This is a genomic window from uncultured Enterovirga sp. (assembly GCF_964242715.1).
Taxonomy (GTDB): Bacteria; Pseudomonadota; Alphaproteobacteria; order Rhizobiales; family Beijerinckiaceae; genus Enterovirga.
On record NZ_CAXTAZ010000010.1, the window covers coordinates 1 to 24537 of the forward strand.

22 protein-coding genes, 1 tRNA gene and 1 pseudogene are annotated in these 24537 nt (G+C 68.2%); 11 read left to right on the forward strand and 13 right to left on the reverse strand.

Annotated elements, in window-relative coordinates:
• The 4 genes and pseudogenes from ACFE87_RS07265 to ACFE87_RS07280 form a co-directional block, all read left to right on the forward strand.
• A pseudogene (locus tag ACFE87_RS07265) lies at nucleotides 1–383 on the forward strand (CoA-binding protein); the annotation flags it as partial.
• Nucleotides 384–532: 149 nt separating this feature from the next.
• Nucleotides 533–2326 carry an NAD(P)H-dependent oxidoreductase subunit E gene (locus ACFE87_RS07270; protein WP_375458962.1) on the forward strand — a complete coding sequence of 598 codons (1794 nt, stop codon included), beginning with the start codon at nucleotides 533–535 and terminating at the stop codon, nucleotides 2324–2326.
• Between the two features lie 17 nt (nucleotides 2327–2343).
• On the forward strand, nucleotides 2344–5130 hold the full coding sequence (fdhF, locus tag ACFE87_RS07275) for a formate dehydrogenase subunit alpha (protein WP_375458963.1): 2787 nt from the start codon (nucleotides 2344–2346) through the stop codon (nucleotides 5128–5130).
• A 45-nt stretch (nucleotides 5131–5175) separates the two neighbouring features.
• The gene (locus tag ACFE87_RS07280) at nucleotides 5176–5628 is read left to right on the forward strand and encodes a CBS domain-containing protein (protein ID WP_375458964.1); all 453 of its coding nucleotides are present in this window, start codon (nucleotides 5176–5178) and stop codon (nucleotides 5626–5628) included.
• Nucleotides 5629–5727: 99 nt separating this feature from the next.
• On the opposite strand, the gene ACFE87_RS07285 is transcribed toward ACFE87_RS07280, so the two are convergent.
• From ACFE87_RS07285 to ACFE87_RS07305, 5 genes are all read right to left on the reverse strand, one after another.
• Nucleotides 5728–6657, reverse strand: a complete 930-nt coding sequence (locus tag ACFE87_RS07285) for a 3-keto-5-aminohexanoate cleavage protein (protein ID WP_375458965.1) — start codon at nucleotides 6655–6657, stop codon at nucleotides 5728–5730.
• 203 nt (nucleotides 6658–6860) lie between these two features.
• Nucleotides 6861–7790: a 3-hydroxyacyl-CoA dehydrogenase gene (locus ACFE87_RS07290; RefSeq protein ID WP_375458966.1), complete on the reverse strand. Its 930-nt coding sequence runs from the start codon at nucleotides 7788–7790 to the stop codon at nucleotides 6861–6863.
• A 19-nt stretch (nucleotides 7791–7809) separates the two neighbouring features.
• Nucleotides 7810–10326, reverse strand: a complete 2517-nt coding sequence (locus ACFE87_RS07295) for an ATP-binding cassette domain-containing protein (RefSeq protein ID WP_375459051.1) — start codon at nucleotides 10324–10326, stop codon at nucleotides 7810–7812.
• Between the two features lie 5 nt (nucleotides 10327–10331).
• Nucleotides 10332–11207, reverse strand: coding sequence for a branched-chain amino acid ABC transporter permease (locus tag ACFE87_RS07300; RefSeq protein WP_375458967.1), 876 nt, complete (start codon nucleotides 11205–11207; stop codon nucleotides 10332–10334).
• A 55-nt stretch (nucleotides 11208–11262) separates the two neighbouring features.
• On the reverse strand, nucleotides 11263–12513 hold the full coding sequence (locus ACFE87_RS07305) for an ABC transporter substrate-binding protein (RefSeq protein ID WP_375458968.1): 1251 nt from the start codon (nucleotides 12511–12513) through the stop codon (nucleotides 11263–11265).
• A gap of 129 nt (nucleotides 12514–12642) precedes the next feature.
• Here ACFE87_RS07305 and ACFE87_RS07310 point away from each other — a divergent pair, with 129 nt between their 5' ends.
• Together ACFE87_RS07310 and tsaA are read left to right on the forward strand one after the other, a co-directional pair.
• The gene (locus tag ACFE87_RS07310; RefSeq protein WP_375458969.1) at nucleotides 12643–13419 is read left to right on the forward strand and encodes an SDR family oxidoreductase; all 777 of its coding nucleotides are present in this window, start codon (nucleotides 12643–12645) and stop codon (nucleotides 13417–13419) included.
• Nucleotides 13420–13432: 13 nt separating this feature from the next.
• Nucleotides 13433–13924: a tRNA (N6-threonylcarbamoyladenosine(37)-N6)-methyltransferase TrmO gene (gene tsaA / locus ACFE87_RS07315; RefSeq protein ID WP_375458970.1), complete on the forward strand. Its 492-nt coding sequence runs from the start codon at nucleotides 13433–13435 to the stop codon at nucleotides 13922–13924.
• 9 nt (nucleotides 13925–13933) lie between these two features.
• On the opposite strand, the gene ACFE87_RS07320 is transcribed toward tsaA, so the two are convergent.
• From ACFE87_RS07320 to ACFE87_RS07345, 6 genes are all read right to left on the reverse strand, one after another.
• A complete protein-coding gene (locus ACFE87_RS07320; protein WP_375458971.1) occupies nucleotides 13934–14764 on the reverse strand; it encodes an alpha/beta fold hydrolase in 831 nt (276 codons plus the stop codon).
• Between the two features lie 12 nt (nucleotides 14765–14776).
• On the reverse strand, nucleotides 14777–15091 hold the full coding sequence (locus ACFE87_RS07325) for an NIPSNAP family protein (RefSeq protein WP_375458972.1): 315 nt from the start codon (nucleotides 15089–15091) through the stop codon (nucleotides 14777–14779).
• A gap of 87 nt (nucleotides 15092–15178) precedes the next feature.
• The gene (locus ACFE87_RS07330) at nucleotides 15179–16321 is read right to left on the reverse strand and encodes an amino acid ABC transporter permease (RefSeq protein WP_375458973.1); all 1143 of its coding nucleotides are present in this window, start codon (nucleotides 16319–16321) and stop codon (nucleotides 15179–15181) included.
• A complete protein-coding gene (locus ACFE87_RS07335; protein WP_375458974.1) occupies nucleotides 16318–17478 on the reverse strand; it encodes an amino acid ABC transporter permease in 1161 nt (386 codons plus the stop codon). The genes ACFE87_RS07330 and ACFE87_RS07335 overlap by 4 nt, the downstream gene beginning before the upstream one ends.
• Before the next feature lie 147 nt (nucleotides 17479–17625).
• Nucleotides 17626–18654 (reverse strand): amino acid ABC transporter substrate-binding protein, encoded by a 1029-nt coding sequence (locus ACFE87_RS07340; protein WP_375458975.1) that lies wholly within the window; start codon nucleotides 18652–18654, stop codon nucleotides 17626–17628.
• A 310-nt stretch (nucleotides 18655–18964) separates the two neighbouring features.
• Nucleotides 18965–19234 carry a hypothetical protein gene (locus ACFE87_RS07345; RefSeq protein ID WP_375458976.1) on the reverse strand — a complete coding sequence of 90 codons (270 nt, stop codon included), beginning with the start codon at nucleotides 19232–19234 and terminating at the stop codon, nucleotides 18965–18967.
• Nucleotides 19235–19366: 132 nt separating this feature from the next.
• Here ACFE87_RS07345 and ACFE87_RS07350 point away from each other — a divergent pair.
• Both ACFE87_RS07350 and ACFE87_RS07355 read left to right on the forward strand, forming a co-directional pair.
• Nucleotides 19367–19443, forward strand: a tRNA-Pro gene (locus ACFE87_RS07350).
• 32 nt (nucleotides 19444–19475) lie between these two features.
• Complete coding sequence (locus ACFE87_RS07355) at nucleotides 19476–19781, forward strand: ETC complex I subunit (protein ID WP_375458977.1); 306 nt, start codon at nucleotides 19476–19478, stop codon at nucleotides 19779–19781.
• Here ACFE87_RS07355 and ACFE87_RS07360 read toward each other — a convergent pair.
• A complete protein-coding gene (locus tag ACFE87_RS07360; protein ID WP_375458978.1) occupies nucleotides 19753–20463 on the reverse strand; it encodes a hypothetical protein in 711 nt (236 codons plus the stop codon). The two genes, ACFE87_RS07355 and ACFE87_RS07360, sit on opposite strands and share 29 nt — an antisense overlap.
• 245 nt (nucleotides 20464–20708) lie before the next feature.
• On the opposite strand from ACFE87_RS07360, the gene ACFE87_RS07365 reads away from it, so the two are divergent.
• The 3 genes from ACFE87_RS07365 to ACFE87_RS07375 all read left to right on the forward strand — a co-directional run bounded on the left by ACFE87_RS07365 (nucleotide 20709) and on the right by ACFE87_RS07375 (nucleotide 24003).
• Entirely contained in the window at nucleotides 20709–21323 is a 615-nt protein-coding gene (locus ACFE87_RS07365; protein ID WP_375458979.1) for a L,D-transpeptidase, read from the forward strand.
• A gap of 60 nt (nucleotides 21324–21383) precedes the next feature.
• Nucleotides 21384–21869 (forward strand): CinA family protein, encoded by a 486-nt coding sequence (locus tag ACFE87_RS07370; protein ID WP_375458980.1) that lies wholly within the window; start codon nucleotides 21384–21386, stop codon nucleotides 21867–21869.
• Nucleotides 21870–21960: 91 nt separating this feature from the next.
• Nucleotides 21961–24003, forward strand: coding sequence for an NAD(+) synthase (locus ACFE87_RS07375; protein WP_375459052.1), 2043 nt, complete (start codon nucleotides 21961–21963; stop codon nucleotides 24001–24003).
• 146 nt (nucleotides 24004–24149) lie between these two features.
• On the opposite strand, the gene ACFE87_RS07380 is transcribed toward ACFE87_RS07375, so the two are convergent.
• Nucleotides 24150–24422: a DUF2312 domain-containing protein gene (locus ACFE87_RS07380; RefSeq protein WP_375458981.1), complete on the reverse strand. Its 273-nt coding sequence runs from the start codon at nucleotides 24420–24422 to the stop codon at nucleotides 24150–24152.
• Nucleotides 24423–24537: the final 115 nt, after the last annotated feature.

A 24537-nucleotide genomic window follows, 5' to 3' on the forward strand; every position in this document is an offset into this window, starting at 1 on the left:
CCTTCAAGAAGTTCATCCCGCCCTTCGGCGCCTCCGGCAATCCGGTCGACATCACCGGCGGCGAGCCGCCGAAGACCTACCAGAACACCGTGAAGCTCGGTCTCGAGGACGACCGCATCCACGCCCTCATCCTCGGCTATTGGCACACGATCGTAACCCCGCCGATGGTCTTCGCCAAGCTCATGGTCGAGGTCGTCGAGGAGATGAAGGCCAAGGGCAAGGTGAAGCCCGTCGTGGCCTCGCTCGCGGGCGACGTCGAGGTCGAGGAGGCGTCGCAATATCTCTACGACCACGGCATCCCGGCCTATGCCTATTCGACCGAGCTGCCGGTCGAGGTCTTGGGTGCCAAGTACAAATGGGCCCGCGGCGCCGGCCTGCTCTGAGTGTGATCACGTCCGGAACCCTGCCGAGGCGAGGTTCCGGACCTAGCTGCCCAGGGGGACTGCGCCGTTCTGCCGACTGACGCGCCCATCTCGCCTCTGCGAATGAGACCAAAGACAATGTCCCGTCGGCCCGACGGCCAGGATCGAGCATGAACCTTCACGAACCCCTGGTCGGACAAGCCGGCGTGCCTCAGCCGCAGGCGCGAAGCATCCATCCGGGCTCGGGTCGCAAGCGCTCCCGCGACACGCCGAAGGGTCGGCAGGTCGAGCCCGCGTCCCTGGGCGAGGTCGAGGCGCTCCTCGGGGACCGCCCTCTCCGGGCCGATCTCCTCATCGAGCACCTTCACCTGCTCCAGGACCGCTTCGGCTGCCTCCATGCCCGCCATCTCGCGGCGCTCGCCTTCGTGATGAAGCTTGCGTTGGTCGAGGTCTACGAGGTGGCCTCCTTCTATGCCCATTTCGACATCGTCATGGACGGCGAGGCCGTGCCGCCGCCTCTGACGGTCCGAGTCTGCGACAGCCTCACCTGTGCACTGATGGGCGCCGATTCCCTCCTGGAAGGCCTGAAAGCGTCGCTCGGGCAGGACGTCCGCGTGGTGCGGGCGCCCTGCATGGGGGCTTGTCACCATGCCCCCGCGGTCGCGATCGGGCATGCGTTGCACGAACATGCCTCGGTCGGCAGCGTCACGGAGGCGATCGAGACCGGCCACACCCATCCGGTCATCCCGGACGACACGATCGATTTCGAACGCTACCGGGCCGAGGGCGGCTATCGCCTGCTGGAAGAATGCGTGCGCGGCGTTCGCCCCGTAGAGGACATTCTGAAGGCGCTCGAGGATTCGAGCCTCCGGGGCCTCGGTGGCGCAGGCTTCCCGACCGGCCGCAAGTGGCGCTTCGTCAGGGCTGAGCCGGGACCGCGGCTGATGGCGGTCAATGCCGACGAGGGCGAGCCCGGCACCTTCAAGGACCGCCATTATCTCGAGCGGGACCCGCATCGCTTCCTCGAGGGCATGCTGATCGGGGCATGGGCGGTCGAGGCCGCGACCGTCTACATCTACCTTCGCGACGAGTATCCCGAGATCCGCGCGCTGCTGGAGCGCGAGATCCCGAAACTCGCGGCCGCCGGCCTCGACCGGCACGTGAAGATCGAGATGCGGCGCGGCGCCGGCGCCTATATCTGCGGCGAGGAATCCGCGATGCTAGAGTCGATCGAGGGCAAGCGCGGCCTGCCCCGGCACAAGCCGCCCTTCCCGAGTCAGGTCGGGCTCTTCGGCCAACCGACCCTCATCAACAATGTGGAGACCTTGTTCTGGGTGCGGGACATCGTCGAGAAGGGTGAATCCGCCTTTGCGGCGCATGGCCGGAACGGCCGCAAGGGTCTGCGCAGCTTCTCGGTCTCGGGCCGCGTCCGCGAGCCGGGCGTGAAGCTCGCTCCGGCGGGGATCACCGTGCGCGAGCTGATCGACGAATATTGCGGTGGCATGGCCCAGGGCCACGGCTTCAAGGCCTACCTGCCGGGCGGTGCTTCGGGTGGCATCCTGCCGGCCGCGATGGACGATATCCCGCTCGATTTCGGCACGCTCGAGGAGCATGGCTGCTTCATCGGTTCGGCCGCCGTCGTGGTCCTGTCGGACCAGGATGATATGCGCGACGTCGCGTTGAACCTGCTCCTGTTCTTCGAAGACGAGAGCTGCGGGCAATGCACCCCCTGCCGCATCGGCACCGAAAAGGCCGTGACGCTGATGCGCCGGCCTGACTGGAACGAGACGCTCTTGAACGACCTCACCAAGGTCATGACCGACGCCTCCATCTGCGGGCTCGGCCAGGCGGCCATGAACCCGGTCAAGCAGGTCATGAAGCATTTCCGCTCCGAGATCTTCGTCTCGAGCCCCGTATCTCCCGCCGAGCAGGCGCCCGATCCGGGCAAGCCGGCGCGGTACTGAACCGAAAGATCGCGACGATGTCCGACGGCATCACCCTCGGCGGCAGCACCAGGTTCCTCCTCGACGGCCTGGAGGTCGAAGCCCAGCTGGGCGAGACGATCTGGCAGGTCGCATCCCGGCTCGGGACCGACATCCCGCATCTCTGCCATTCGCCGAAACCCGGCTACCGGCCGGACGGCAATTGCCGCGGCTGCGTTGTCGAGGTCGAGGGCGAGCGCGCGCTCGCGGCGTCCTGCATCCGCCGCCCCTCCCCGGGCATGAAGGTGACGACGACCTCGGAGCGGGCGCGGACGTCGCGCGAGCTCGTCTTCGAGCTCCTCGTCGCCGACCAGCCCGCACGCGAGACGGCGCATGATCCGGCCTCGGCCTTCTGGACCTGGGCCAACCGGATCGAGGTCACGACGAGCCGCTTCCCGGCCGTCGACCGCCCGAACAAGGCCGCGGATTTCAGCCACCCGGCCATGGCCGTGCAGCTCGACGCCTGCATCCATTGCAACCTCTGCGTCCGGGCCTGCCGCGAGGTGCAGGTCAACGACGTGATCGGCATGGCGCTCCGGGGATCGCTCGAGAAGATCGTGTTCGATTTCGACGACCCGATGGGTGGCTCCACCTGCGTCGCCTGCGGCGAGTGCGTCCAGGCCTGCCCGACGGGCGCCCTGATGGAGAAGAGCCACGTCGATGCCGAGACGGGCGCCTTCGCCAATGCGCCGGACCGCACCGTCGACAGCATCTGCCCCTATTGCGGCGTCGGCTGCCAGCTCACCTACGAGGTGAAGGACGACAAGATCGTCGCGGTGCAGGGCCGCGACGGTCCCTCGAACCAGAACCGCCTGTGCGTGAAAGGCCGCTTCGGCTTCGACTATATCCACCATGCCGACCGGCTGACCGTGCCGCTGATTCGGAAGGACGGCGTCTCGAAACACGACACCGACATCGATCCCATGAACCCGCTGACGCATTTCCGCGAGGCGACCTGGGACGAGGCGATGGAGCGGGCCGCCGGCGGACTCGCTCGCATCCGCGACACCCATGGCGGTGGCGCGCTCGCCGGGTTCGGCTCGGCCAAGGGCTCGAACGAGGAAGCCTACCTCTTCCAGAAGCTCGTCCGGATGGGGTTCGGCACCAACAATGTCGACCATTGCACCCGGCTCTGCCACGCCTCATCGGTCGCGGGCCTGCTGGAAGGTGTCGGCTCCGGCGCGGTCTCGGCTCCGTTCATGGCCGCCAAGGATGCCGAGGTCATCGTCGTCATCGGCGCGAATCCGACCGAGAACCATCCGGTCGCCGCGACCTTCTTCAAGAATGCGGTCGAACGCGGCGCTAAGCTCGTCGTCATGGACCCGCGCGGCCAGGCCCTGAAGCGCTTCGCGACCCACATGCTGCAGTTCCGGCCGGGACGCGACGTCTCGATGCTGAACGCGATGCTGCACACGATCATCCAGGAGAAGCTCTACGACGAGCAATACGTCCAGGCGAATGCGGACGATTTCGACAAGCTCGTCGAGAATGTGAAAAACTACCCGCCCGAGGAGATGGAAAAGATCTGCGGCATCCCGGCCCAGACCCTGCGCGAGGTGGCGCGGCTCTACGCCCGGGCGGAATCGGCGATCATCTTCTGGGGGATGGGCATTTCGCAGCACATTCACGGCACCGACAACACGCGGTGCCTAATCGCGCTCGCGCTCTCCACCGGCCAAATCGGCCGGCCCGGCACCGGCCTCCACCCGCTCCGCGGCCAGAACAACGTCCAGGGCGCATCCGATGCCGGGCTGATCCCGATGTTCTTCCCCGACTACAAGTCGGTCGAGGATCCCGAGATCCGGGCCGGCTACGAGGAGATGTGGGGCACGAAACTCGATCCGAAGCGGGGTCTCACCGTCGTCGAGATCATGGACGCGGTCCATGCCGACCAGATCCGCGGCATGTACATCATGGGTGAGAACCCCGCGATGTCGGACCCCGACGTCCAGCATGCCCGCGCGGCTTTGGCCAAGCTCGACCATCTCGTCGTGCAGGACATCTTCCTCACCGAGACCGCGAAATACGCCGACGTCGTCCTGCCGGCCTCGGCCTGGCCCGAGAAGGACGGCACGGTCTCGAACACGAACCGGCAGGTCCAGATGGGGCGGGCCGCTTTGCCGCTCCCCGGACAGGCCCGGCAGGATCTCGACCTCATCATCGACCTCGCGAACCGGCTCGGCTGCGGCTGGACCTACGGCCATGTCAGCGAGGTGTTCACGGAGATGGTCTCCGTCATGCCGTCGCTCGCCAACATCACCTGGGACCGGGTCGAGCGCGAGAACTCGGTCACCTATCCGGTCGACGGTCCGAACGAGCCCGGCCACGACATCGTTTTCGACAACGGCTTCCCGACCAAGACCGGCCGGGCCCGCTTCGTGCCCGCGACGCTGATCTCGCCGGCCGAGGAGCCGGACGCCGAATACCCCTTCGTGCTGACGACGGGCCGGCAGCTCGAACATTGGCATACGGGCTCGATGACCCGCCGCTCGCAGGTGCTGGACGATCTCGAGCCGGAGGCCGTGGCCTATGTCTCGGCCCGGGACATGGAGCGTCTCGGCTCGCAGACCGGCGCCTTCATCGAGGTCTCGACCCGGCGCGGCTCGATCCGGCTCAAGGCCCGCATCGACGGCGCCATCCCGCCCGGCCTGATCTTCATTCCCTTCGCCTATGCCGAGGCGGCCGCGAATGTGCTGACGAACCCGCAGCTCGACCCCTTCGGCAAGATCCCCGAATTCAAATACTGCGCCGCCCAAGTAAAGGCGGCCGAGCTGATCCCCGCCTGAGGGGACCAGTCGGACAACGAGGATAATAGCACGAGGAGGAACGCCATGAAGGTCGAGGACATCATGCGCCGGAAGGGCACCCGGATCATCATGATCCGGATGAACGAGAGCGTGGAGATGGCGGCCCGGCTCCTCAGGCGGGAGAATGTCGGGGCGCTGGTCGTCAAGGACGTGGTCCGCACCGAGGGCAACACCCCGGTCGGAATGTTCTCCGAACGCGACGTGCTGCGGGCGATCGCCGATCACGGCGCGGCCGCGCTTGCCATGCCGGTGTCGAAGCTGATGTCGAAGAACATCATCTCGTGCCGATGCGGAGACGATCTCGACCAGGTCTTCGAGCTGATGGACACCCATCACATCCGTCATGTCCCCGTCATGGAGCCACACGGCGTCATCGGCGTGATCAGCATCCGGGACATCCTGCCGTTCCGGCGCGAGGGCATGGCGACCCAGGACGGCGCCGGCGCCTCGGCCGGCATCACGGGGGCGGTGGCCTGATGGGCCTCCAGCACCAGACCCGCTCATCCCGGCGCAAGCCGGGATCCACCCCACCCTGGGCACCGGCTTTCGCCGGTGTGAGCGGGGGAGAGGGGTGAGCTAGAAATTCACCCGGTCGCCGCCCTTCAATTCCAGCGCCTCGCGCGCTTCGTCCGGCGAAGCGATCTCGAGTCCGAGCCCCTCGATGATCTGGCGGGCGAGTCGCACCTGCTCGGCATTCGACTTCGCAAGCGTGCCGGGGCCGATCCAAAGCGAATCCTCGAGCCCGACCCGGACGTTGCCGCCCATCGCGGCCGACATCGCGGCGATCGGGAGCTGGTTGCGGCCAGCCCCCAGCACCGACCAGCGATACTGGTCGCCGAACAGGCGGTCGGCGGTGCGCTTCATATGCGCCACGTCCTCCGGATGCGGCCCGATTCCGCCGAGAAGACCGAACACGCTCTGCACGAAGAGCGGCGGCTTGATCAGGCCGCGCTCGACGAAATGCGACAGCGTGTAGAGGTGGCCGATGTCGTAGCACTCGATCTCGAAGCGGGTGCCGTTCTCGGCGCAGGTCGTCAGGATATACTCGATATCAGCAAAGGTGTTTCGGAAGATGCGGTCCTTCGAACCCTCGAGATAGGGCCGCTCCCACTCGTGCTTGAACTCCTTGAACCGGGCCAGCATCGGGTAGAGCCCGAAATTCATCGAGCCCATGTTGAGCGAGGCGACCTCCGGCTTGAAATGCGCGGCCGGCCCGACCCGCTCCTGGACCAGCATGGTCGGCGCGCCGCCGGTCGTGATGTTGATCACGCAATCCGAGCGCTGCTTGATGACCTGCAGGAACGGCGCGAAGGCCTCGGGCCGCTGATCGGGCTGTCCCGTTTCCGGGTTGCGGGCATGCAGATGCACGATCGCGGCCCCGGCCTCGGCCGCCCCGATGGCGGCTTCCGCGATCTCGGACGGCGTGATCGGCAGGTAGGGCGACATCGTCGGCGTATGGATCGCGCCGGTGACGGCGCAGGTGATGATGACTTTGCGGCTGGCCATGGTCATTTCCTCCAAATCAATCCACCCACGGCGTCATGCTGAGGAGCAGGCGAAGCCTGCGTCTCGAAGCACTCGCGCCGATTGCAGCGATCCCCGCCCGAGCGGGAGATGAAAGGGCATCTGTTCCACCCGTCGTGCGTGCTTCGAGACGCGCCGCCTTGCGGCGCTCCTCAGCATGACGCGGGTTGAGTTGACGATCGCAGTCACGTCTCTTGCTCCCGCTTATGCGCCTTCAGGGCGGCGAGGCGGCGGTCCCGGGACGCGGTCTTGCGGACAAGCTCCTCCCGGCCCGGGCTCTCGCCCCAGGCCGCCAGGATACGCGCGGTGGTGCCGGCATCATACACCTCGGGGCCCGCCGGCTCGGCCGCGAGGCGTTTGTAGAAGCCCGTGTAGCGCGCGCAGTAATCGGCGATACCGCCCGGCGCGTTCAGCTCGATTGTCGCGAAAGGCCCGAGGAAGGACCAGCGCAGCCCGAGCCCGTCGGCGATCGTTTTGTCGAGATCCTGCGGCGAGACCACGCCGTCTCCGACGAGCCGGAAGGCCTCGGCCAGAAGGGCGCCCTGAAGGCGGTTCAGCACGAAGCCTTCGACCTCGCGATGCACGGTGATCGGCACCTGATCGACCGCCTCGTAGATCGCCCGTGCCCGCGCGACCGTCTCCGGCGACGTCCAGGGCGCGCCGCAGAGTTCGACGATCGGCACCAGGTGCGGCGGGTTCACGGGATGCGCGACGAGGCAGCGGGCCCGGCCGGGCAGATCCTCGGTGAAGAGCGAGGCGACGATCGCCGAGGTCGAGGAGGCGAGGATCGCGGCCGGTGGCGCGAGGCGGTCAAGGTCACGAAAGAGCGCGCGCTTCGCCTCCACGGTCTCGGGGCCGTTCTCCTGGACGAGGTCGACGCCGGCCACGGCCTCCTCCAACGACGCCGAGACGCTCACGCGTGCCGCCGCGCCGGCCGGATCGGGGACGAGCCCATGCTCGGCGAGCGCGTCGAGGCCTGCCCGGATGAGGCGCGGGGCGGCGGCCAGCGTCTCCGGATGCGTGTCGGTGAGGCGGACGTTCCAGCCCCCGCGGGCGAAGACGACGGCCCAGGCCCGGCCGATCAGGCCCGATCCCAAGATGGCGACGGTGTTCATACTTTTTCCTCGTCGTTCCTCACAGCCACAGCACCTTACGGCGAAGCCCGAGATCGTCCCGGAGCGCCGCCGAGGGCCCGTCGTGGATGACGCGGCCACGTTCCAGCGCCACCGTCTTGTCCGAGAGCGCGAGGGCGAGGTCGAGATGGTGGTCGACGATGACGATCGAAATCTCGCGCCGGAGGCGGTCGAAGCTCTCGAAGAGCTGCTCGACGATCGCGGGGGCGAGCCCCTCGAACGGCTCGTCGAGGAGGAGCACGCGGACATCGCCGGAGAGCGCGCGGGCGACCGCCACCATCTGCTGCTCCCCGCCGGACAGGTAATCGGCCGGCGTGTGGAGCCGTTCGCGGATGCGCGGGAAATAGTCGAAGATGCGATCGAGGTCCCAATGGATGCCCTGGCCGGTCTGGCGCTTGAGCCGGCCGAGTTCCAAGTTTTGCGCGACCGTCATGCCGGCGAAGAGACCGCGCCCCTGTGGCACGTAGCCGATGCCGAGCCGCCCGATCTCGGCCGAGGGCCGGCCCGCGATCTCGGTCCCGGCGAGCCGGATCGTGCCCGAGGCGGGCGGTGCGATGCCGATCAGCGTCTTCAGCAGCGTGGACTTGCCGGCGCCGTTACGGCCGAGGAGCGCCAGGATCTCGTGCTGGTGCAGGGTGAAGGCGATGTCGGTCAGGATGTGGCTGCTGCCGTAGAACGTATTCAGGCCGCTCGCCTCGAGCAGCGTCTCGGGCTCGGCCGCGCTTTCCCGCGGCTTCGCCGCCACCGCCGCGTTGCCGGAGCCGATATAGACTTCCTGGACCTCGGGGCTCGAGCGGGCATCCTCGACATCGCCGTCCACGAGGACGCGGCCCTCGTTCATCACCGTCACGGCATCCGCGATCTGGAAGACGCGGTCGATGTCGTGCTCGACGAGGAGCACCGGCAGGTCGGCCGAGATGCGCTTGATAATGTCGCCGATGCGCTGCCGCTCGGCCGCCGCGAGGCCGGCGAGCGGTTCGTCGAGAAGCAGCACGCGGGGCCGCGTCGCCAGCGCCAGGCCCATATCGAGGAGGCGCTGGCCGCCATAGGACAGAGCGCCCGCTTCCGCCCGCTCGATGCCGGCGAGGCCGAGATAGCGGATGAGGGCCGAGGTCTCGGTCTCGATCTCGACGATGCCGCGCGCCCGGACCATCGGGTGGAAGCGGCGCGGGTGGCGGGCCTGCACGGCGAGCCGGATATTCTCCTCCACCGTGAGCGTCGGAAAGAGATTGGTGATCTGGAAGGAGCGCCCGATCCCGGCCTGCGTGATCCGCTCCGGCGAGAGGCCGGCGATCGAGCGGCCGGCGAGGAGGATTTCGCCCTCGTCCGGCCGGAACAGTCCCGAGATGAGGTTGAAGGCCGTGGTCTTGCCGGCGCCGTTCGGCCCGATCAGCGCGTGCAGGGAGCGGTCGCGGACCGCGATGGTCACCCCCTGCACGGCCTTGAGCCCGCCGAAGCTCTTGGCGATGCCGCGCGCCTCGAGGATCGTGCCCGCGACATGGTCGGTCGGGACGAGGGAGGCCGGCAGCGGCTCGTCGGACAGGGTGCGGGCCGACATCGCGGCGTCTCCCTCCTCCCGCTTGCGGAAGGGAGCGACGAGGCGGCCCGCCACGCCGACGAGGCCCGTCGGCGAGAACATGATGAAGCCGACGAAGAGAAGCCCGAACCAGAACAGCCATTGCGCGGTCCAGATCGACAGGAATTCCCGGAACAGGATGTAGAAGAGCGCACCGAGCGCGGGGCCGAGGAAGCTCCGCATCCCGCCGATTACGACCATCGCGATCAACTCGCCCGAGAAGGCGACCGAGAGCGGGTCGGCCGAGGCGAAGCGGTGGTTGAAGACCGACAGGACCCCGGCGATCCCCACGACAGCGGCGGAGATCACGAAGCCGAGCAGCTTGTAGCGGGTGGTCGGGTAGCCGAGGAAACGTGCGCGCTGCTCGTTCTCCCGGATCGCGACCAGCACGCTTCCGGCGGGCGAGCCGTGGAAGCGCCACAGGAACGCGGTCACGACGAAGCCGATCACGGCGGCGACGCCGTAATAGGTCGCGTCGGAGCCGAGATCGATCCCGAGCACCTTCGGCCGCTTGATGCCGCCGAGCCCGCTCTCCCCGCCCGTGAAGGCGGTCCAGCGATAAGCGACCGCGAAGAGCATCGCGGTGAGCGCCAGCGTCAGAAGCGAGAAATAGACGCCGCGTCGCCTGAGGATCAGGGCACCGAGGAGGCCGGAGACAAGGATCGTGAACAGGATCGCGAAGAGCGACGGCAGGACGATGCCTTCGGGGAACCAATGCAGCTGGCTGAGCGCCGCCGCATAGGCGGCGAGGCCGAACCAGGCCCCGTGGCCGAAGGAGACGAGCCCGGTATGGCCGACCAGCACGTTCAGCCCGAGGCAGGCCACCGCGAAGACGACGACGTCGATCGCCGAGCGGAGCGGCAGCCCGGCCATGTCGAGCAGGAAGGGCAAAGCGACGAGGGAGGCCGCCGCGACGAGGAGGGGCCGGGCATCCCGGAACATCGCGGTCACTCGAATTTCTGGATGCGCTCGCCGAGAAGGCCGCGCGGCCGGACGAGCAGCACCAGCGCCATCAGGAGATACATCGAGGCCTCCCCGGCGGGCGGGAAGACGAAGATCGTGATGCCGCGCACCACGCCCACGAGCGCCGCAGCCGCGACCACGCCCCAGAACGAGCCGAGGCCGCCGATCACGACGACGACGAAGGCGGCCGTCAGGATCTCGGCGCCCATGGCCGGATGCACGCCCGAGATCGGCGCGAGGAGCACGCCCGCGAGCCCGGCGAGGCCGATGCCGAGCGCGGAGACGGCCGTCATGTAGGGCTGGAGCGAGATGCCGAGGGCGCCCACCATCTCGGGATTCTGTACGCCGGCTCGGACCACGCGGCCGAAGCTCGTGCGATAGACCAGGAACCAGGTCGCGGCGACCGCGGCCAGCGCCACCACGAGGATCATCAGCCTGTAGCGCGGGTAGATGAAGTCGCCGAGGAGGACCTGGCCACGCAATTCGGCCGGGATCGAGAAGGGCAGCGGCGCGGCCCCGAAGAGGATGCGAAGGCTCTGCTCGATCACCATGGCGAGGCCGAAGGTGAGGAGCAGGCTGAGGATCGGATCGGCCCGGTAGAAGCGACGGAAGACGAGCCGCTCGACCGCGACGCCGAGCAGCCCGACGAGGATCGGCGACGCCACGAACGCCCCGGCGAAGCCGATGCGAGGCGCGAGCGCGACGGCGAGATACGCTCCGATCGCGTAGAACCCGCCATGGGCAAGGTTCACGATGCCGCCGAGCGAGAAGATCAAGGACAGACCGAGCGCGATCAGGAGGTAATAGGCCCCGACGAGAAGCCCGTTCAGAACCTGCTCGAGAAGGAAGATCAGTTGCACGGCGGTCTCCCTCCTCTCCCCGTCCTGGACGGGGAGAAGAGGAGCATTTCGGCCCTCACGCCGGCATCTTGCACTCGCCGTCCTTGGCCGGCGCCAGCATCTCGAGATCGCCGCCGACGGCCGGCACGGCTCCTAGGGGATCGTAGATGTCCCACTGGTCCTTCATCTTGCCCTGGTCCTTAGCTCGGACCGCATACATCTCCTGCACCATCTGATTGTCGTAGGCGCGGAAATAGCCCTCGCGGCCCTTGAGGATGTCGAACTTGGCGCCCTTGCGCAGGTGCTCGGCCAACTTCGAGGGGTCTGCCGACTTCAGCTCGTTGAAGGATTGCGCGACGAGCTTCAGAGAGTTGTAGTCGCCCCAGGACTGGTTCTCCGGCAGCTTGCCGTATTTCTTCGAGAACGCCTCGACATAGGCCTTGGAGGACGGCGCATCGACGAGATGATGCCAGATCAGCGGCCAGATGCCGGAGAAGTTGCCCTTGCCGGCGCCCCAGGCCACCGCCGTGTCGAAGCCGAAGCCGGTGATCGGGAAGGTGAGCCCGTATTCGGCATATTGCTTGATGAAATTCGTGATCTGGTTGCCGGCGAGGTTCGAGGCGACCACATCCGGCCGCGCCTGCCGGATCTTCAGGAGATAGGGCGAGAAGTCGGTCGCGTCGGTCGGCACGAGGTCCTGGCCGACGAACTGTCCGCCGTTGTCCGAGACGAACTTCCTGGCGACCTTGAAGAGATCGTGGCCGAAGGCGTAGTCGGCCGTGAGCGAATACCACTTCTTGCCTTCGATCATCTTCTCGCTCTTGAGATATTGACCGACGGCCATGACCATCATCGAGTTCGCGGCCTCGATGTGGAACATGTAGGGGTTGCAGGACGGACCCCGCAGGGCGTCCGAATTCGCTCCCGTGTTGATGAAAACGGTCTTCGTCCGGTTCGCCACCTGGCCGATGGCGAGGGCGGTCGCGGACGAGATCTCGCCGATGATCATTGCGACCCTGTCGCGCGCTATCAGCCGCTCGGCCTTGGCGGAGCCGGTCTGCGGATTGACCGAATCCTCGAGCACCAGTTCGACCTTGCGGCCGAGGATGCCGCCCGCTGCGTTCACCTCCTCGGCCGCGAGCTTCACGCCCATCTGGGCGTATTCGCCGAGCGGCCCGAGGAAGCCCGTGATCGGCGTGAGGTGGCCGATCCGGATGACGTCGCTCTGCGCCCGGCTGATCGCCGGCATGCCGATGCCGGCCACGAGCGCCGCGCCGGCGGTGCCGTGCAGGACGTTGCGGCGCGTGAGAATCCGGGATTCGTCCATCGGCGTGTCCTCCTGATCGCCGCGGCTTGTCGTCTTGCCGCGATCCTGGGACGCACTTAGCGTGTGCCGCGGGCGCCTTGTCCAGCCCTCGCGGGCAAGCCGACCGGCGCTGAAGGAAACGGAACGCGCATGGATCTCGACATCTCCGGCCTTCGAGTCCTGGTCACGGCAGGAGCCGCCGGGATCGGCCTCGAGATCGCCCGAGCCTTCGCTCGCGAGGGCGCCCGGATTCATGTCTGCGACGTCGACCGGACCGCGCTCGCGAGCCTTCCCGGCAGCGATCCCGGCCTGACCGCGTCCTATGGCGATGTCGCCGACCGCGAGGACGTCGTCCGCGTCTTCGCCGACGCGCTCTCCGCCCTCGGCGGCCTCGACGTGCTGGTGAACAATGCCGGCATCGCGGGCCCGACCGGGAGGGTCGAGGAGATCCATCCCGAGGATTGGGACCGCTGCCTCGAAGTCTGCATCACCGGCCAGTTCAACTGCGTGCGGCTCGCCGTGCCCCATCTGAAGGAGAGCCGCAACGGCTCGATCGTCAATCTGTCCTCCGCGGCCGGCCGCGCCGGTTTCGCGATGCGAACGCCCTATTCGGCCGCGAAATGGGCCGTGATCGGTTTCACCAAGTCGCTGTCGCGGGAACTCGGCGAGTTCGGCATCCGGGTGAACGCCATCCTGCCGGGCCTCGTCTCCGGCGACCGGCAGCGCCGGGTGATGGAGGCGAAGGCCCAGCAACTCGGCATCTCCTATGCCGAGATGGAAGCGAGCGCCTTCGCGAACGCGTCCCTGAAGGAATACGTCACCCCGCAGCAGCTTGCGGACCAGATCGTGTTCCTGTGCTCGCCCCGTGGCCGGACCATCTCCGGCCAGGCGATCTCGGTCGACGGCGACCTGCAGATGCTCGCGTGACCGAGGCGTCAGCATGGTGAGGCGGAACGAGATCAGGCCGGGCGAGGTCGCCGTGACGCCGCCGACGGCAACCGATGCCGGTCTCGTCTTCATCGGCCGGATCCGGACACCCTGGACAGACCGCATGGCCTGCCCGCGCCAGGGGCGGCTCGACGGCCCTGTCTGCCGGATCGAGGTCTTCGAACCCTGGGCCGGCGGGCTCGACGGAATCGGGCTCTACGACAAGGTCGAGGTGCTGTATTGGCTCGACCAGTCCCGCCGCGACATCCTCCTGCAGAGCCCGAGGAGCGACGGCACCGTGCGGGGGGTGTTCTCGCTGCGCTCGCCGGTTCGGCCGAACCCGATCGGCACCTCGCTGGCGGCCCTCGTCGGGATCGAGGGCGCGACATTGCTGGTCCGCGGACTCGATTGCCTCGACGGCACGCCGCTGATCGACCTGAAGCCCGACCGCTGCGCCTTCACGCCCCTCGCGCCGCCGCAACCGGGCGACCATGAGACCGGCTGAACCGCTGCCCTAGGCGCGGGCGGCCGAGCCACCCACCTGCCCGGCGAAGCCGAACGCCCAGCGGGCGACCAGCTCGACGAAACGCTCCCGCCGGGTCAGCGGAAAGAAGTGGCCGCCGCTCTCGAACATCTCGAGCGGGGCATCCGGGAGGAGCCGCGAGAGTTCGCGCTGCAGGAAGGCCGGGACGATGAGGTCGTCCTCGGCGCCGACGATCGCGCAAGGAACCCGGATTGCGCCGAGGTCGCGGCTCCGGTCGAAGGCGAGCAGCGCCTCGATCCGCTCGGCGACGATCGTCTGGGCCGCGGGCGTGACGGGCGCGGCTGCGACGGCGGCGTCGAACACGGCCCAGTTCCGGTCGAGCCACTCGGCCGCGTAGCCGAGGAAGACGCCCATGGCTGCGTAGTCACGCGGCTCCGTGCGCAGGATGCGCAGGCGGGCGTGGAAAAGCTCCGTCATGAAGCGGTTCGGCGCGGCCCAGGCGCCGGTCAGGACGAGCCCGGCGATCCGCGACGGATCCGCCAGCGCCATCTCCTGGATGATGCAGCCGCCCGTCGAATGGCCGACGAGCGTCGTCCTCTCGGCGTCCAGATGGGCCAGGATCGCCCCCGCATCGGCCGCGAGGGTCGCGATCGTGCAGGGCTCCGTGCCACGCGTGCTGGCCCCGATTCCGCGCTGGTCGAAACGGATCAGCCGGAAGCGGTCGGCGAGTGCGTCCACGACGGGCGTCCAAAAGGCGCCGGCCCCGCCGAGGCCGCTGACGAGCAGCATGTCCGGCCCGTGTCCCTCCACGTGGCCGCGCAGGACCGCCCCGTCGGGGAGCGTGAGTTCGAAGGTTGCCATCGTGCGGCCGGTTCAGCGCAGGGGAGAGAAGGCGGTCGGCTTCAGGATGCGCGAGGACTGGACATCCAGGAGCCCGTCGACCTTGGCGAGGTAGGCCTGCCAGCGCGGGTCCGCCATCATGCGGGCACGCCGGTTTTCGCGGTCATCGAGGCTGTCGTAGGACCACCATGCCACGACATGGTTCAGCTCGCCGATCTCGGTCGTGAAGTAGCCGTGAAAGGTGCCGAGATACTCGATCTGGATCGGCAGGCCGTGCTCGCCATAGATCGACACGAAACTCGCGAGCTTGCCGGCCCGCACGCGGTAATCCCGTTCCTCGACGATCATGATCTCATCTCCTGTCGGTCGGACGGCACACCGCCCGCGATGGGCCATGCCGTGCGACGGCTGGCCGCCGTCCTGGCGCGCCGAAGCTCACCGGTGCCGCACCCCTCTGCGCTCGATCGAAAGGCTCCAGCGCGATAGCCCGAAACAGCCGAGCCAGTAGAGGAGACCGGCGAAGGCATAGGCCTCCCAGGTCTTGCCGACCCAGGCGGGATCGGCAAGCGCTGCCTGAGCGATCCCGAGGAGGTCGAGGATCGAGACGATCAGGACGAGCGAAGTGTTCTTCACTAGCGCGATGAATTCGTTCGTGAGGGCCGGAAGGGAAATGCGGAGAGCCTGCGGCAAGACGATGAGCCCGGTCAGGCGCCAATATCCGAGGCCGAGGGCTGACGCGGCTTCCGCCTGGCCGGGCGGGATGGCCTGCAGCCCGCCCCGGACCGCCTCGGCCATGTAGGCCGCGATGCAGAGCCCGAGGCCGATCACGGCCCGGGCGAGCCGGTCGATCCCGGCCCCGTTCGGCAGGATCAGTGGCAGAAGGAGTGAGGCGAGGAAGATCACCGCGATGATCGGGACGCCGCGCCAGAACTCGATGAAGATCGTGGCGATGAGCCGGATCACGGGCAGGCGCGACTGGCGCCCGAGCGCCAGCAGGATGCCGAGGGGAAGGGCGATCAGGGCGGCATAGACGGACAAGAAGACGGTGAGCATCAGCCCGCCCCAGTCGCGGGTCTCGACGATGCGGAGCCCGAGCCCGCCGTAGAGGAGCCAGATCCCGAGCGGCGGCCCCAGGAGGACGGCGATCGTCGCGAGGAGGCGCTTCCGCGGCACCCCCGGCCAGGCCAGAAGGACGGTGCCGGCGACCAGGACGAGCCCGGCGACGTCCACGCGCCAGCGCTCGGCCGGTGGATAGAAGCCGTACATGAATTGCGAGAACCGGGCCCGGATGAAGACCCAGCAGGCGCCGGGCGCCACGCAATCCTCGCGCGTCGTGCCGACGAAGGTCGCATCCAGCACAAGCCAGCGCAGCAAAGGCACGGCGATCGCGACCAGGAACACGGCGCAGGCAAGCGTGATCGCGGCGTCGATCGGGGTGCCGAACAGGCTTTTCGCGAGCCGTCGGCGCCGTCCGGCCGGCGCAGCCGGACCTTGGCCAGCACCGGGCAGCATGGTGAGCGTGCCGTCCGAGGCGATCTCGGCCGTGGCGCCGCCGACCGGAACGAGGCCCTGGCTCACCGCGTCACCAGGGCGATGCGGGCATTGTACCAGTTCATGAAGGCCGAGACCGCGAGGCTGATCGAGAGATATAGCCCGAGCGTGATCGCGATGATCTCGATCGCCTGTCCGGTATTGTTCAGGACCGAGCCCATGAACAGGCTGACGACATCCGGATAGGCGATCGCGGCCCCGAAGGAGGAGTTCTTGATGATGTTCAAATACTGGCTCGTCATCGGCGGCACCATCACGCGGAGAGCCTGCGGGATGGTGACGAGTCGGAGGGTCTGACCGGGCGTGAGGCCGAGCGCCTTCGCGGCCTCGATCTGGCCCTTCGGGACGGCCAGGATGCCGGCTCGCACGATCTCGGCCACGAAAGCGGCCGTGTAGGTCGAGAGCGCGGCGAAGAGGGCCACGAATTCCGGCACCAGGACGAAGCCGCCCCGGTAGTTGAAGCCCCGGAGCGCCGGCACGTCCCAGGTCGTCCCGAAGCCTGCGACGGCGAAGGCCGCGGCGGGCAGGCCGAGGATCATCACCAGGGCGCCGAGCCCGAGCGGCAGCGGTCGGCCGGTGTGGGCCTGCCGTCGCCGGGACAGCCAGGCCAGCGCAACCTGCGCCCCGATGCCGAGGAGCAGCACGAGCCAGGCGATCCTGAACCCGGCCGCCTCGTTCGGCAGCGGGATCGTCAAGCCGCGATTGTTGAGGAAGGCGATCCCGAAGATCGACAGCGACGCGCGCGGGGCCGGCAAGGAGGCGATGACGCCGAAATACCAGATCAGCACGAAGAACAGCAGCGGGATGTTGCGGGATAGCTCGACATAGGCGCCCGCGATCCCGGACAGCATCGGGTTGCGCGAGAGCCGGGCGACCCCGATCAGGAAGCCGAGCAGGGTCGCGGCCACGATCGACACGACGGAGACGAGGAGCGTGTTCACGATCGCGACCCAGAGGAGGCCGAGGATCGAGGACGAGGCCGTATAGCCCGTCAGTTGGAAGGGGATGTCGATCCCGGCATCGCGCCACAGGAAGTCGAAGCCGGACGCGATGCCGGCCTTGACCATGTTCTCGGACGCGTTGCGGACGAAGAAGACGAGCAGAGCCACGAGCGAGCCCGCGACCGCCACCTGGGCGATGACGTCTCGCACCTTGCGGTCCCGGAGAGCGGCGGAGAGGGTCACGTCGCCCGGTCTCCTCTCCCGCAGAGGGAGGTGGCAGGCGCGTTGCGCCTGACGGAGGGGGGCGGCCCCTCCCCAGTCCGCGCTTCGCGCGACTCGGCCCTCACCAGAGGGGAAGCAGACGGCAGCAACTTGGCCGTTCTGCGAGCCCTACTGGAAGGGCGGGGTGAAGAGCGCGCCGCCCTTGACCCAGAGCTCGTTCTTGCCGCGGGCGAGTTTCAGGGGCGAGCCCATCCCGACCGTGCGCTCGTAGCTCTCGCCGTAATTTCCGACCTGCTTGATGGCGTTGTAGATCCAGTCGTTGGAGAGCCCGACCATCTGGCCGAAACCGCCCTCGGCGCCGAGCATCCGGCGGACCTCGGCGGAGGTCGACTTCGCCTTCATCTCGTCCACGTTCTTCGACGTGACCCCGAGCGCCTCGGCCGCGATCATCCCGTTCAGGACCCAGCGCACCACGAGCTGGAAGCGCTCGTCGCCGTAGCGCGTCGTCGGTCCCTGCGGGTCGTTCGAGATCGTCTCCGTCATGACGATGTTGTCGTCCGGCTTCTTCAGCTTGATGCGCTGCCCGGCGAGCGCGCCGAGGCCGGCCGTGTAGGCGTCGCAGCGGCCGGCATCATAGGCCGCGATGGCGTCGTCGTTCTTCTGGAAGTTGATGATCGAGATCTTGAGGTTGCGCTCCTTGAACCAGTCGGCCGCGGTCTTCTCCTCGGTCGAGCCCGCCGCGACGCAGACGGAGGCGCCGTCGAGATCCTTCGGGGTCGCCGCGCTGCCCTTGCGGACCACGAAGGTCTGTCCTTCGTAGAAGTTGATGCCCTGGAAATTCACCCCGAGCGTGGCGTTCCGCGAGAAGGTGATCGTCGTGTTCCGGGACAGGATGTCGACTTGGCCGGATTGCAGCACCGGCCAGCGCTGCTGCACCGAGGTCGGCGTGAACTTCACCTTGCCGGCATCGCCCAGGATCGCGGCCGCCAGCGCCCGGCAGTAATCGACGTCGATCCCCGACCATTCGCCCTTGTCGTTGGCGAAGGAGAAGCCGGGCAGCCCGAGATGGACCCCGCATTCGAGATGACCCCGCGCCTTGATGGCGTCGAGGGTCGGCGATGGGACAAGTTGCTGCGCGCTGGACGCTCCTGCGACGAATGTCAGGGCTGCGGCGAGGACGAGGGATTTCCGCGACATGGACGACCGCACTCCGGAGGGCCCGCATCTCGGGCCGGCCGCACGTTCCCGCAAGCAACGGGCCGGGTCAATGCGGAGGGCGCTCCGCTCAGTCGGCCCATCTCCAAGCGTCTTGCCATGCGGCGAAGCCGGGAACGCGCCTGTACCTGGTTTCCTGATGGGTCTCCCATCGCACGAAGAAGCTGTCACATTGAACCGGGAATGCGCGTCCCGGTTGTTCTCTGACCAAGCCTATCCCTCCCGGCTTGAAACTTCGGCCCGGCTCGCCTCGCGCGGCCGGGCTTTTTCGCCCGCCGTATCGCCATGACGCCTACTGGACGCTCGTGCCGTCCCGGGCCTTCACGGCGTGCATCAGGGCCTCGTCCGCGGCTTCGCCGATCTCGACCAGCATTCCGATCGGAACGGGGATGTCCACGCGCTTCCCGTCGAGGGTCTCGAACCGCAGCACGGCGAGGCTCTCGCCGAGTGCGATCTCCTTCAGGTCGGTGCAGATCGGCAATTGGAAGGGACCGTCGCCGGGCAGCGGGATCTCGATCGGATCGGGCGCGCGCCGCGGCGGTTCGGGGTCGTCGCTGGCCATGTCGAACCCATCGTCGTTGCAACAGGGCCGTCTTAGCCCCATGCGGCGCGAAGTGCCATCCGGACCTCGCACGCCGACATCGCCTGCCGGCCTTCCCGCCGCGAAACCCTTGCTCTACAAGCCACCACCTGTCGGGGTGTAGCGCAGTCTGGTAGCGCATCTGGTTTGGGACCAGAGGGTCGCAGGTTCGAATCCTGCCGCCCCGACCAGGTCGAACCCGCACGAGCAGAGCCGCCGCCCCATGCCCGCCCGCATCTACAAGCCTGCGAAAGGCGCGACGCAGTCCGGCCTCGCCCGGACCAAGCTCTGGCTTCTCGAATTCGACTCCGACAGCGCCCGCGAGATCGAGCCCCTGATGGGTTGGACGAGTTCAGGCGACACGCGCCAGCAGCTCAAGCTCCGCTTCGACACGAGGGAGGAGGCGGTCGCCTATGCCGAGCGGGAAGGCATCGCCTATCGGGTCGAGGAGCCGCACGAGGGCGCGCGGCGGACGATGTCCTATTCGGACAATTTCAAGTTCAACCGGACGGGCCCCTGGACTCATTGAGGCGGACCGCCGCTTCTCGGGCCACGGCGCCCAGGACCTCCCGAAGATCGGCATCGTCGGCAGGGTCGGGATAGGCGATCCCGAGCGATGCGGTCGCAAGGCCGAGTTCGACCTCCCTCACCGCCACATTGCCGAGATCGTGCCGCCTTTCGGTCCGGCTCCGCCCGGGCGCGACGCTGGTGGTCAGGATGACGAGTTCGTTTCGCGACGGCAACGGCGCCATCAGCGCGGCCAACCTCTCGATGTCGCGCTCGTCCCGTCGCGTCTCGCTCATCATGTAGAGTGCGTTCCGGCGCGTGGTGCCGAGCGCGAGCCGAAGACGCCGGACCGACCGGTGCAAGGCCGCGGCATCGGCCGGGACGAGGGCCGGATCGTGGTGGTTGAAGAGCGGCGGCAGCCCGTGTCGCTCCTCGTAGAGCGGGTGCCGGCATTGCCTCTTGGCGCCGAAGGTGAGCTCCGCCTCCGGCACGCTCCGGAGCTGGCCCGGATCGAGCAGGGTCGCGAAATCGTCCTCGAGGCAATCCGCGATCAGGCCCGGCGAGGAGAAGATCCAGTCGAACGGACCCGCCCAGCGCCGAAGCCGGGTGTCGCGCAGGGCGACGGCGATGTGGCAGAAGGTGCCGAAGGCCACGTGGTTGACCCGCCCGGGCGGCATCACCAGCCAGTCGTCGACCAGGCTCACCGGAGAGCGCTCTTAACCCGCATGGCACGGCCCGTTCCGGCAAGGCGAAGGGAACGGGGCGGTCGCGAAGCCATTCCAGTCGAGATCGGGAGTCCGGCGGCGGATTCCAAGACGCACGTTTCTTCGAAGCGGTGCTTGGTGTCGCGCCCGTAACCATTCTGCTCGGCGGACGACATCAGGCCAAAAAGGCGGCGATCCTACACGGCTCCCCGAAGCGGTTCGCGAAGAGCCCGAGGGAGATCATCATGCCGGTCCGTTCCAAGCTCACCGCCCGCATCCTCGGCCTCGCCGCGGCTGCCCTGCTGTCATCCCTCACCGCATTCGGGTCGGCCGAGGCCCGCCTCCGGACGGACGGGTCCGACCCCTTCGGCCTGTTTTTCGGCGAGGAGCAGGACGAGACCGCCGCGCCCGCCGGTGCCGCCATCCCGCGCGAGATCGTGGGCTTCCCGGGAGGTCACGCGCCCGGCACCATCATCGTCTCCACGGCGGAGCGGCGCCTCTACTTCGTGCTGTCGGGCGGACAGGCGGTGCGATATGGGATCGGCGTCGGCCGGCCCGGCTTCGCCTGGGGCGGCGTGCAGACGATCACCCGCAAGGCGGTGTGGCCGGCCTGGACGCCGCCGGCCGCGATGCTCCGCCGCCGCCCCGACCTGCCCCGGCACATGGTGGGCGGGGAGGGCAACCCGCTCGGCGCCCGAGCCCTGTATCTCGGCGGCAGCCTGTACCGGATCCACGGCTCGAACGAGCCGCATACGATCGGCCAGGCCGTCTCGTCCGGCTGCATCCGGATGCTGAACGAAGACGTGGTCGACCTGTACGAGCGCGTCCGGGTGGGCACTCGCGTTGTGGTCCTGCGCTGACGCGAATCCAGCAACTCTGGATCGGTTGTTCTGCCGGCCGAATTGCGAGATCGACGGGCCATGAACGACCTGATCGAGATCGCCGAGCGTGTGGCCAAGCGGCTCGATGGCCGACGCGAGACCGTCGCCATCTCGGAATCCTCCGCCGGCGGGCTGATCGCCGCCGCGCTCCTCGCGATTCCTGGGGCCTCCCGCTATTTTCTCGGGGGGGCCGTCGTCTACACGGCGACCGCCCGTGAGGTCCTTCTCGGGATCACGCCGGACCGGATGGCCGGCATCCGGTCCGCTTCGGAGCCCTATGCGACCCTCCTCGCCCGCGAGACGCGGGAGCGGTTCGGGGCGATCTGGTCCCTGTCCGAGACGGGTGCCACCGGGCCGTCCGGCAACCGCTACGGCGACGCCTCCGGACATGCCTGTTTCGCGGTGGCAGGCCCGGTCGCGAAGGTGCTCACGCTGGAAACCGGCCTGGATGACCGGGCTCGAAACATGCGCCTCTTTGCAGCCGAAGGGCTGCGCCTCCTGGAGCGCGCGGTCGACGAGGCCTGATCGCGAGCCCCGTCCGGGCTGACGCGCGCAGAAACCGCTTGGGACGGAGCCGTCCCGTATCCGATAAGGGGGCATGAGCGAGCGCGCGAACCTGTCCTTCCGGTCCATCTACCGCCACGGCTTCGCCCGGATCGCGTCCTGCGTGACGCGATCTCACGTCGCGGATCCGGGCGCGAATGCGAAAGCCGTGATCGACGCGGCTCGGCGCTGCCACGAGCGCGCGGTCGCGGTCGCGGTCTTTCCCGAACTCGGCCTGTCCGGCTACGCGATCGAGGACCTGCTCCTCCAGGACACGTTGCTCGATGCGGTCGAGAAGGCCATCGAGGCCGTGGTCGCAGCCTCCGCCGACCTTATGACGTTGCTCGTCGTCGGCGCGCCGCTCCGGCACGGCGCCCGTATCTACAACACGGCCTGCGTGATCCATCGCGGCCGGCTTCTCGGCATCATCCCGAAAATCTACCTGCCGACCTACCGCGAATTCTACGAGGCTCGCCATTTCGCCTCCGGACGGGGCGCGCCCGAGGGTGACGCCCAGGTCGGCGCGCTCACGGCGCCGTTCGGCACGGACCTCCTTTTCGCGGCAGGGGACGTTGCGGGCCTCGTCCTCGGTGTCGAGATTTGCGAGGACATGTGGATCCCCTCGCCTCCGGGGGCCGATGCCGCGCTCGCCGGCGCGACCGTGCTCGTGAACCTTTCCGGCAGCCCGATCACAATCGGGCGCGCCCGGTCGCGCTCCCTCCTCTGCCAGTCGCATGCGATGCGCTACCTCGCCGCCTACGCCTATGCGGCCGGAGGTGCGGGCGAATCCACGACCGACCTCGCCTGGGACGGCCAGACCACGATCTACGAGGCAGGCGTCCTCCTGGCGGAAGGCGACCGCTTCGCGCCGGGCGAGGTGATCACGGTCGCGGATGTCGATCTCGACCTGCTCCGCCTGGAACGGGCCTCGATGGGCACATTCGACGACAACCGGCGCGCCCAGCCGGGCGAGCGCGCCTATCGGCATATCCAGTTCCGGCTCGACCCGCCGCCCGGCGACGTCGGGTTCGAGCGGCCCATCGAGCGGTTTCCCTTCGTGCCGGCCGATCCGGCCCGCCTCGCCGAGGATTGCTACGAGGCCTACGAGATCCAGGTTGCGGGGCTCGAGCAGCGGCTCCAGGCGACCGGGACCAAGCGGGTCACGATCGGCGTCTCGGGCGGGCTCGATTCGACGCACGCGCTCATCGTCACGGCCAAGGCCTTCGACCGGCTCGGCCTGCCCCGGACCGACATCCTGGCCTACACCATGCCGGGTTTCGGCACGGGAGCGGAGAGCAAGGGGTACGCGCACCGGCTCATGGCGGCGCTCGGCGTCTCCGCGCACGAGCTCGACATCAGGCCGAGCGCGGAGCTCATGCTCCAAGGCCTCGATCACCCCGCCGGGCGGGGGGAACCGGTCTACGACACGACCTACGAGAACGTGCAGGCGGGCCTGCGCACGGATTACCTGTTCCGCCTCGCGAACCGCCATGGCGGCATCGTCATCGGCACGGGCGACCTGTCGGAACTGGCGCTCGGCTGGTGCACCTACGGCGTCGGCGACCAGATGAGCCATTACAACGTCAATGCCGGCGTGCCCAAGACCCTGATCCAGCACCTGATCCGCTGGGAGGCGGCCTCCGGACAGTTCGAGGAGGAAGTGGACGAGACCCTGCGGGCCATCGTGTCGGCCGAGATCTCGCCGGAGTTGATCCCGGTCGCGGCCGGCATGCCGCCGCAGAGCACGGAGGCCGCGATCGGCCCCTACGAATTGCAGGATTTCAACCTGTTCTACACGCTCCGCTACGGGATGCGGCCGTCGAAGATCGCCTTCCTGGCCGAGCGGGCCTGGGGCGACGTCACGGCGGGCGCCTGGCCGCCGGGATTTCCGGCGGAGCGCCGGCGCGAATACGACCTCGCCGGCATCCGGCGCTGGCTTGAGGTGTTCCTGCGGCGCTTCTTCGGCTTCGCTCAATTCAAGCGGTCGGCCCTGCCGAACGGCCCCAAAGTCGCGGCCGGCGGCTCGCTCTCGCCCCGCGGCGACTGGAGGGCACCCTCGGACGGCAATGCCGAGATCTGGCTCGCCGAACTCGATCGGAACGTGCCGCGCGAGTAGGCGGGGTTCGCTCGAACCGGGGCTCGCGAAGCGAAGCGCCCCGCAAGGGGCGGCACAACCGGAGACGGCGCCGGACGGCGCGTCCCCGGAACTCACGACGGAAGGTTCGGGCCGCGAGGTCGCGACCCGCTCGGCTGATGCAGCGTTCAGGCGGCCTTCGCGACCGGCTCCGGCTCTGCGGTTTCCATGGCCCGCATATAGACGTCGAGCAGCGTCTCCTGTTCGTCTCGCTCGTCCTTGTCGAGCTTCCGGAGCTTGATGATCTCGCGCAGGATCTTGACGTCGAAACCCTCGCCCTTGGCTTCGGAGAAGACCTCCTTCTTGCCCTCGTTCAGCTCGGCCATCTCGAGCTCGAGCTGCTCGATCCGCTCCACGAACGACCGCACCCGATGACCCGCAACCCCGATCTCGTCCGCCATGGTGACCCCTCTCCGAAATGAAGCCGGCACCCTCGCGGAGGAGAGTCAACGAGAGGTTAAGCGAATTCCGTGCTGTGGCCGCCCAAAGGTGAGCCACCAGGCGCGATCCCTTGCA

Coding starts and splice junctions, on each gene's coding strand:
- ACFE87_RS07280 (WP_375458964.1), top strand. CDS start 5,176: ATGAAGGTCGAGGACATCATGCGCCGGAAGGGCACCCGGATCATCATG.
- ACFE87_RS07355 (WP_375458977.1), top strand. CDS start 19,476: ATGCCCGCCCGCATCTACAAGCCTGCGAAAGGCGCGACGCAGTCCGGC.
- ACFE87_RS07345 (WP_375458976.1), bottom strand. CDS start 19,234: ATGGCCAGCGACGACCCCGAACCGCCGCGGCGCGCGCCCGATCCGATC.
- ACFE87_RS07270 (WP_375458962.1), top strand. CDS start 533: ATGAACCTTCACGAACCCCTGGTCGGACAAGCCGGCGTGCCTCAGCCG.
- ACFE87_RS07370 (WP_375458980.1), top strand. CDS start 21,384: ATGAACGACCTGATCGAGATCGCCGAGCGTGTGGCCAAGCGGCTCGAT.
- ACFE87_RS07365 (WP_375458979.1), top strand. CDS start 20,709: ATGCCGGTCCGTTCCAAGCTCACCGCCCGCATCCTCGGCCTCGCCGCG.
- ACFE87_RS07285 (WP_375458965.1), bottom strand. CDS start 6,657: ATGGCCAGCCGCAAAGTCATCATCACCTGCGCCGTCACCGGCGCGATC.
- tsaA (WP_375458970.1), top strand. CDS start 13,433: ATGGTGAGGCGGAACGAGATCAGGCCGGGCGAGGTCGCCGTGACGCCG.
- fdhF (WP_375458963.1), top strand. CDS start 2,344: ATGTCCGACGGCATCACCCTCGGCGGCAGCACCAGGTTCCTCCTCGAC.
- ACFE87_RS07310 (WP_375458969.1), top strand. CDS start 12,643: ATGGATCTCGACATCTCCGGCCTTCGAGTCCTGGTCACGGCAGGAGCC.
- ACFE87_RS07295 (WP_375459051.1), bottom strand. CDS start 10,326: ATGTTCCGGGATGCCCGGCCCCTCCTCGTCGCGGCGGCCTCCCTCGTC.
- ACFE87_RS07340 (WP_375458975.1), bottom strand. CDS start 18,654: ATGTCGCGGAAATCCCTCGTCCTCGCCGCAGCCCTGACATTCGTCGCA.
- ACFE87_RS07380 (WP_375458981.1), bottom strand. CDS start 24,422: ATGGCGGACGAGATCGGGGTTGCGGGTCATCGGGTGCGGTCGTTCGTG.
- ACFE87_RS07290 (WP_375458966.1), bottom strand. CDS start 7,790: ATGAACACCGTCGCCATCTTGGGATCGGGCCTGATCGGCCGGGCCTGG.
- ACFE87_RS07320 (WP_375458971.1), bottom strand. CDS start 14,764: ATGGCAACCTTCGAACTCACGCTCCCCGACGGGGCGGTCCTGCGCGGC.
- ACFE87_RS07305 (WP_375458968.1), bottom strand. CDS start 12,513: ATGGACGAATCCCGGATTCTCACGCGCCGCAACGTCCTGCACGGCACC.
- ACFE87_RS07325 (WP_375458972.1), bottom strand. CDS start 15,091: ATGATCGTCGAGGAACGGGATTACCGCGTGCGGGCCGGCAAGCTCGCG.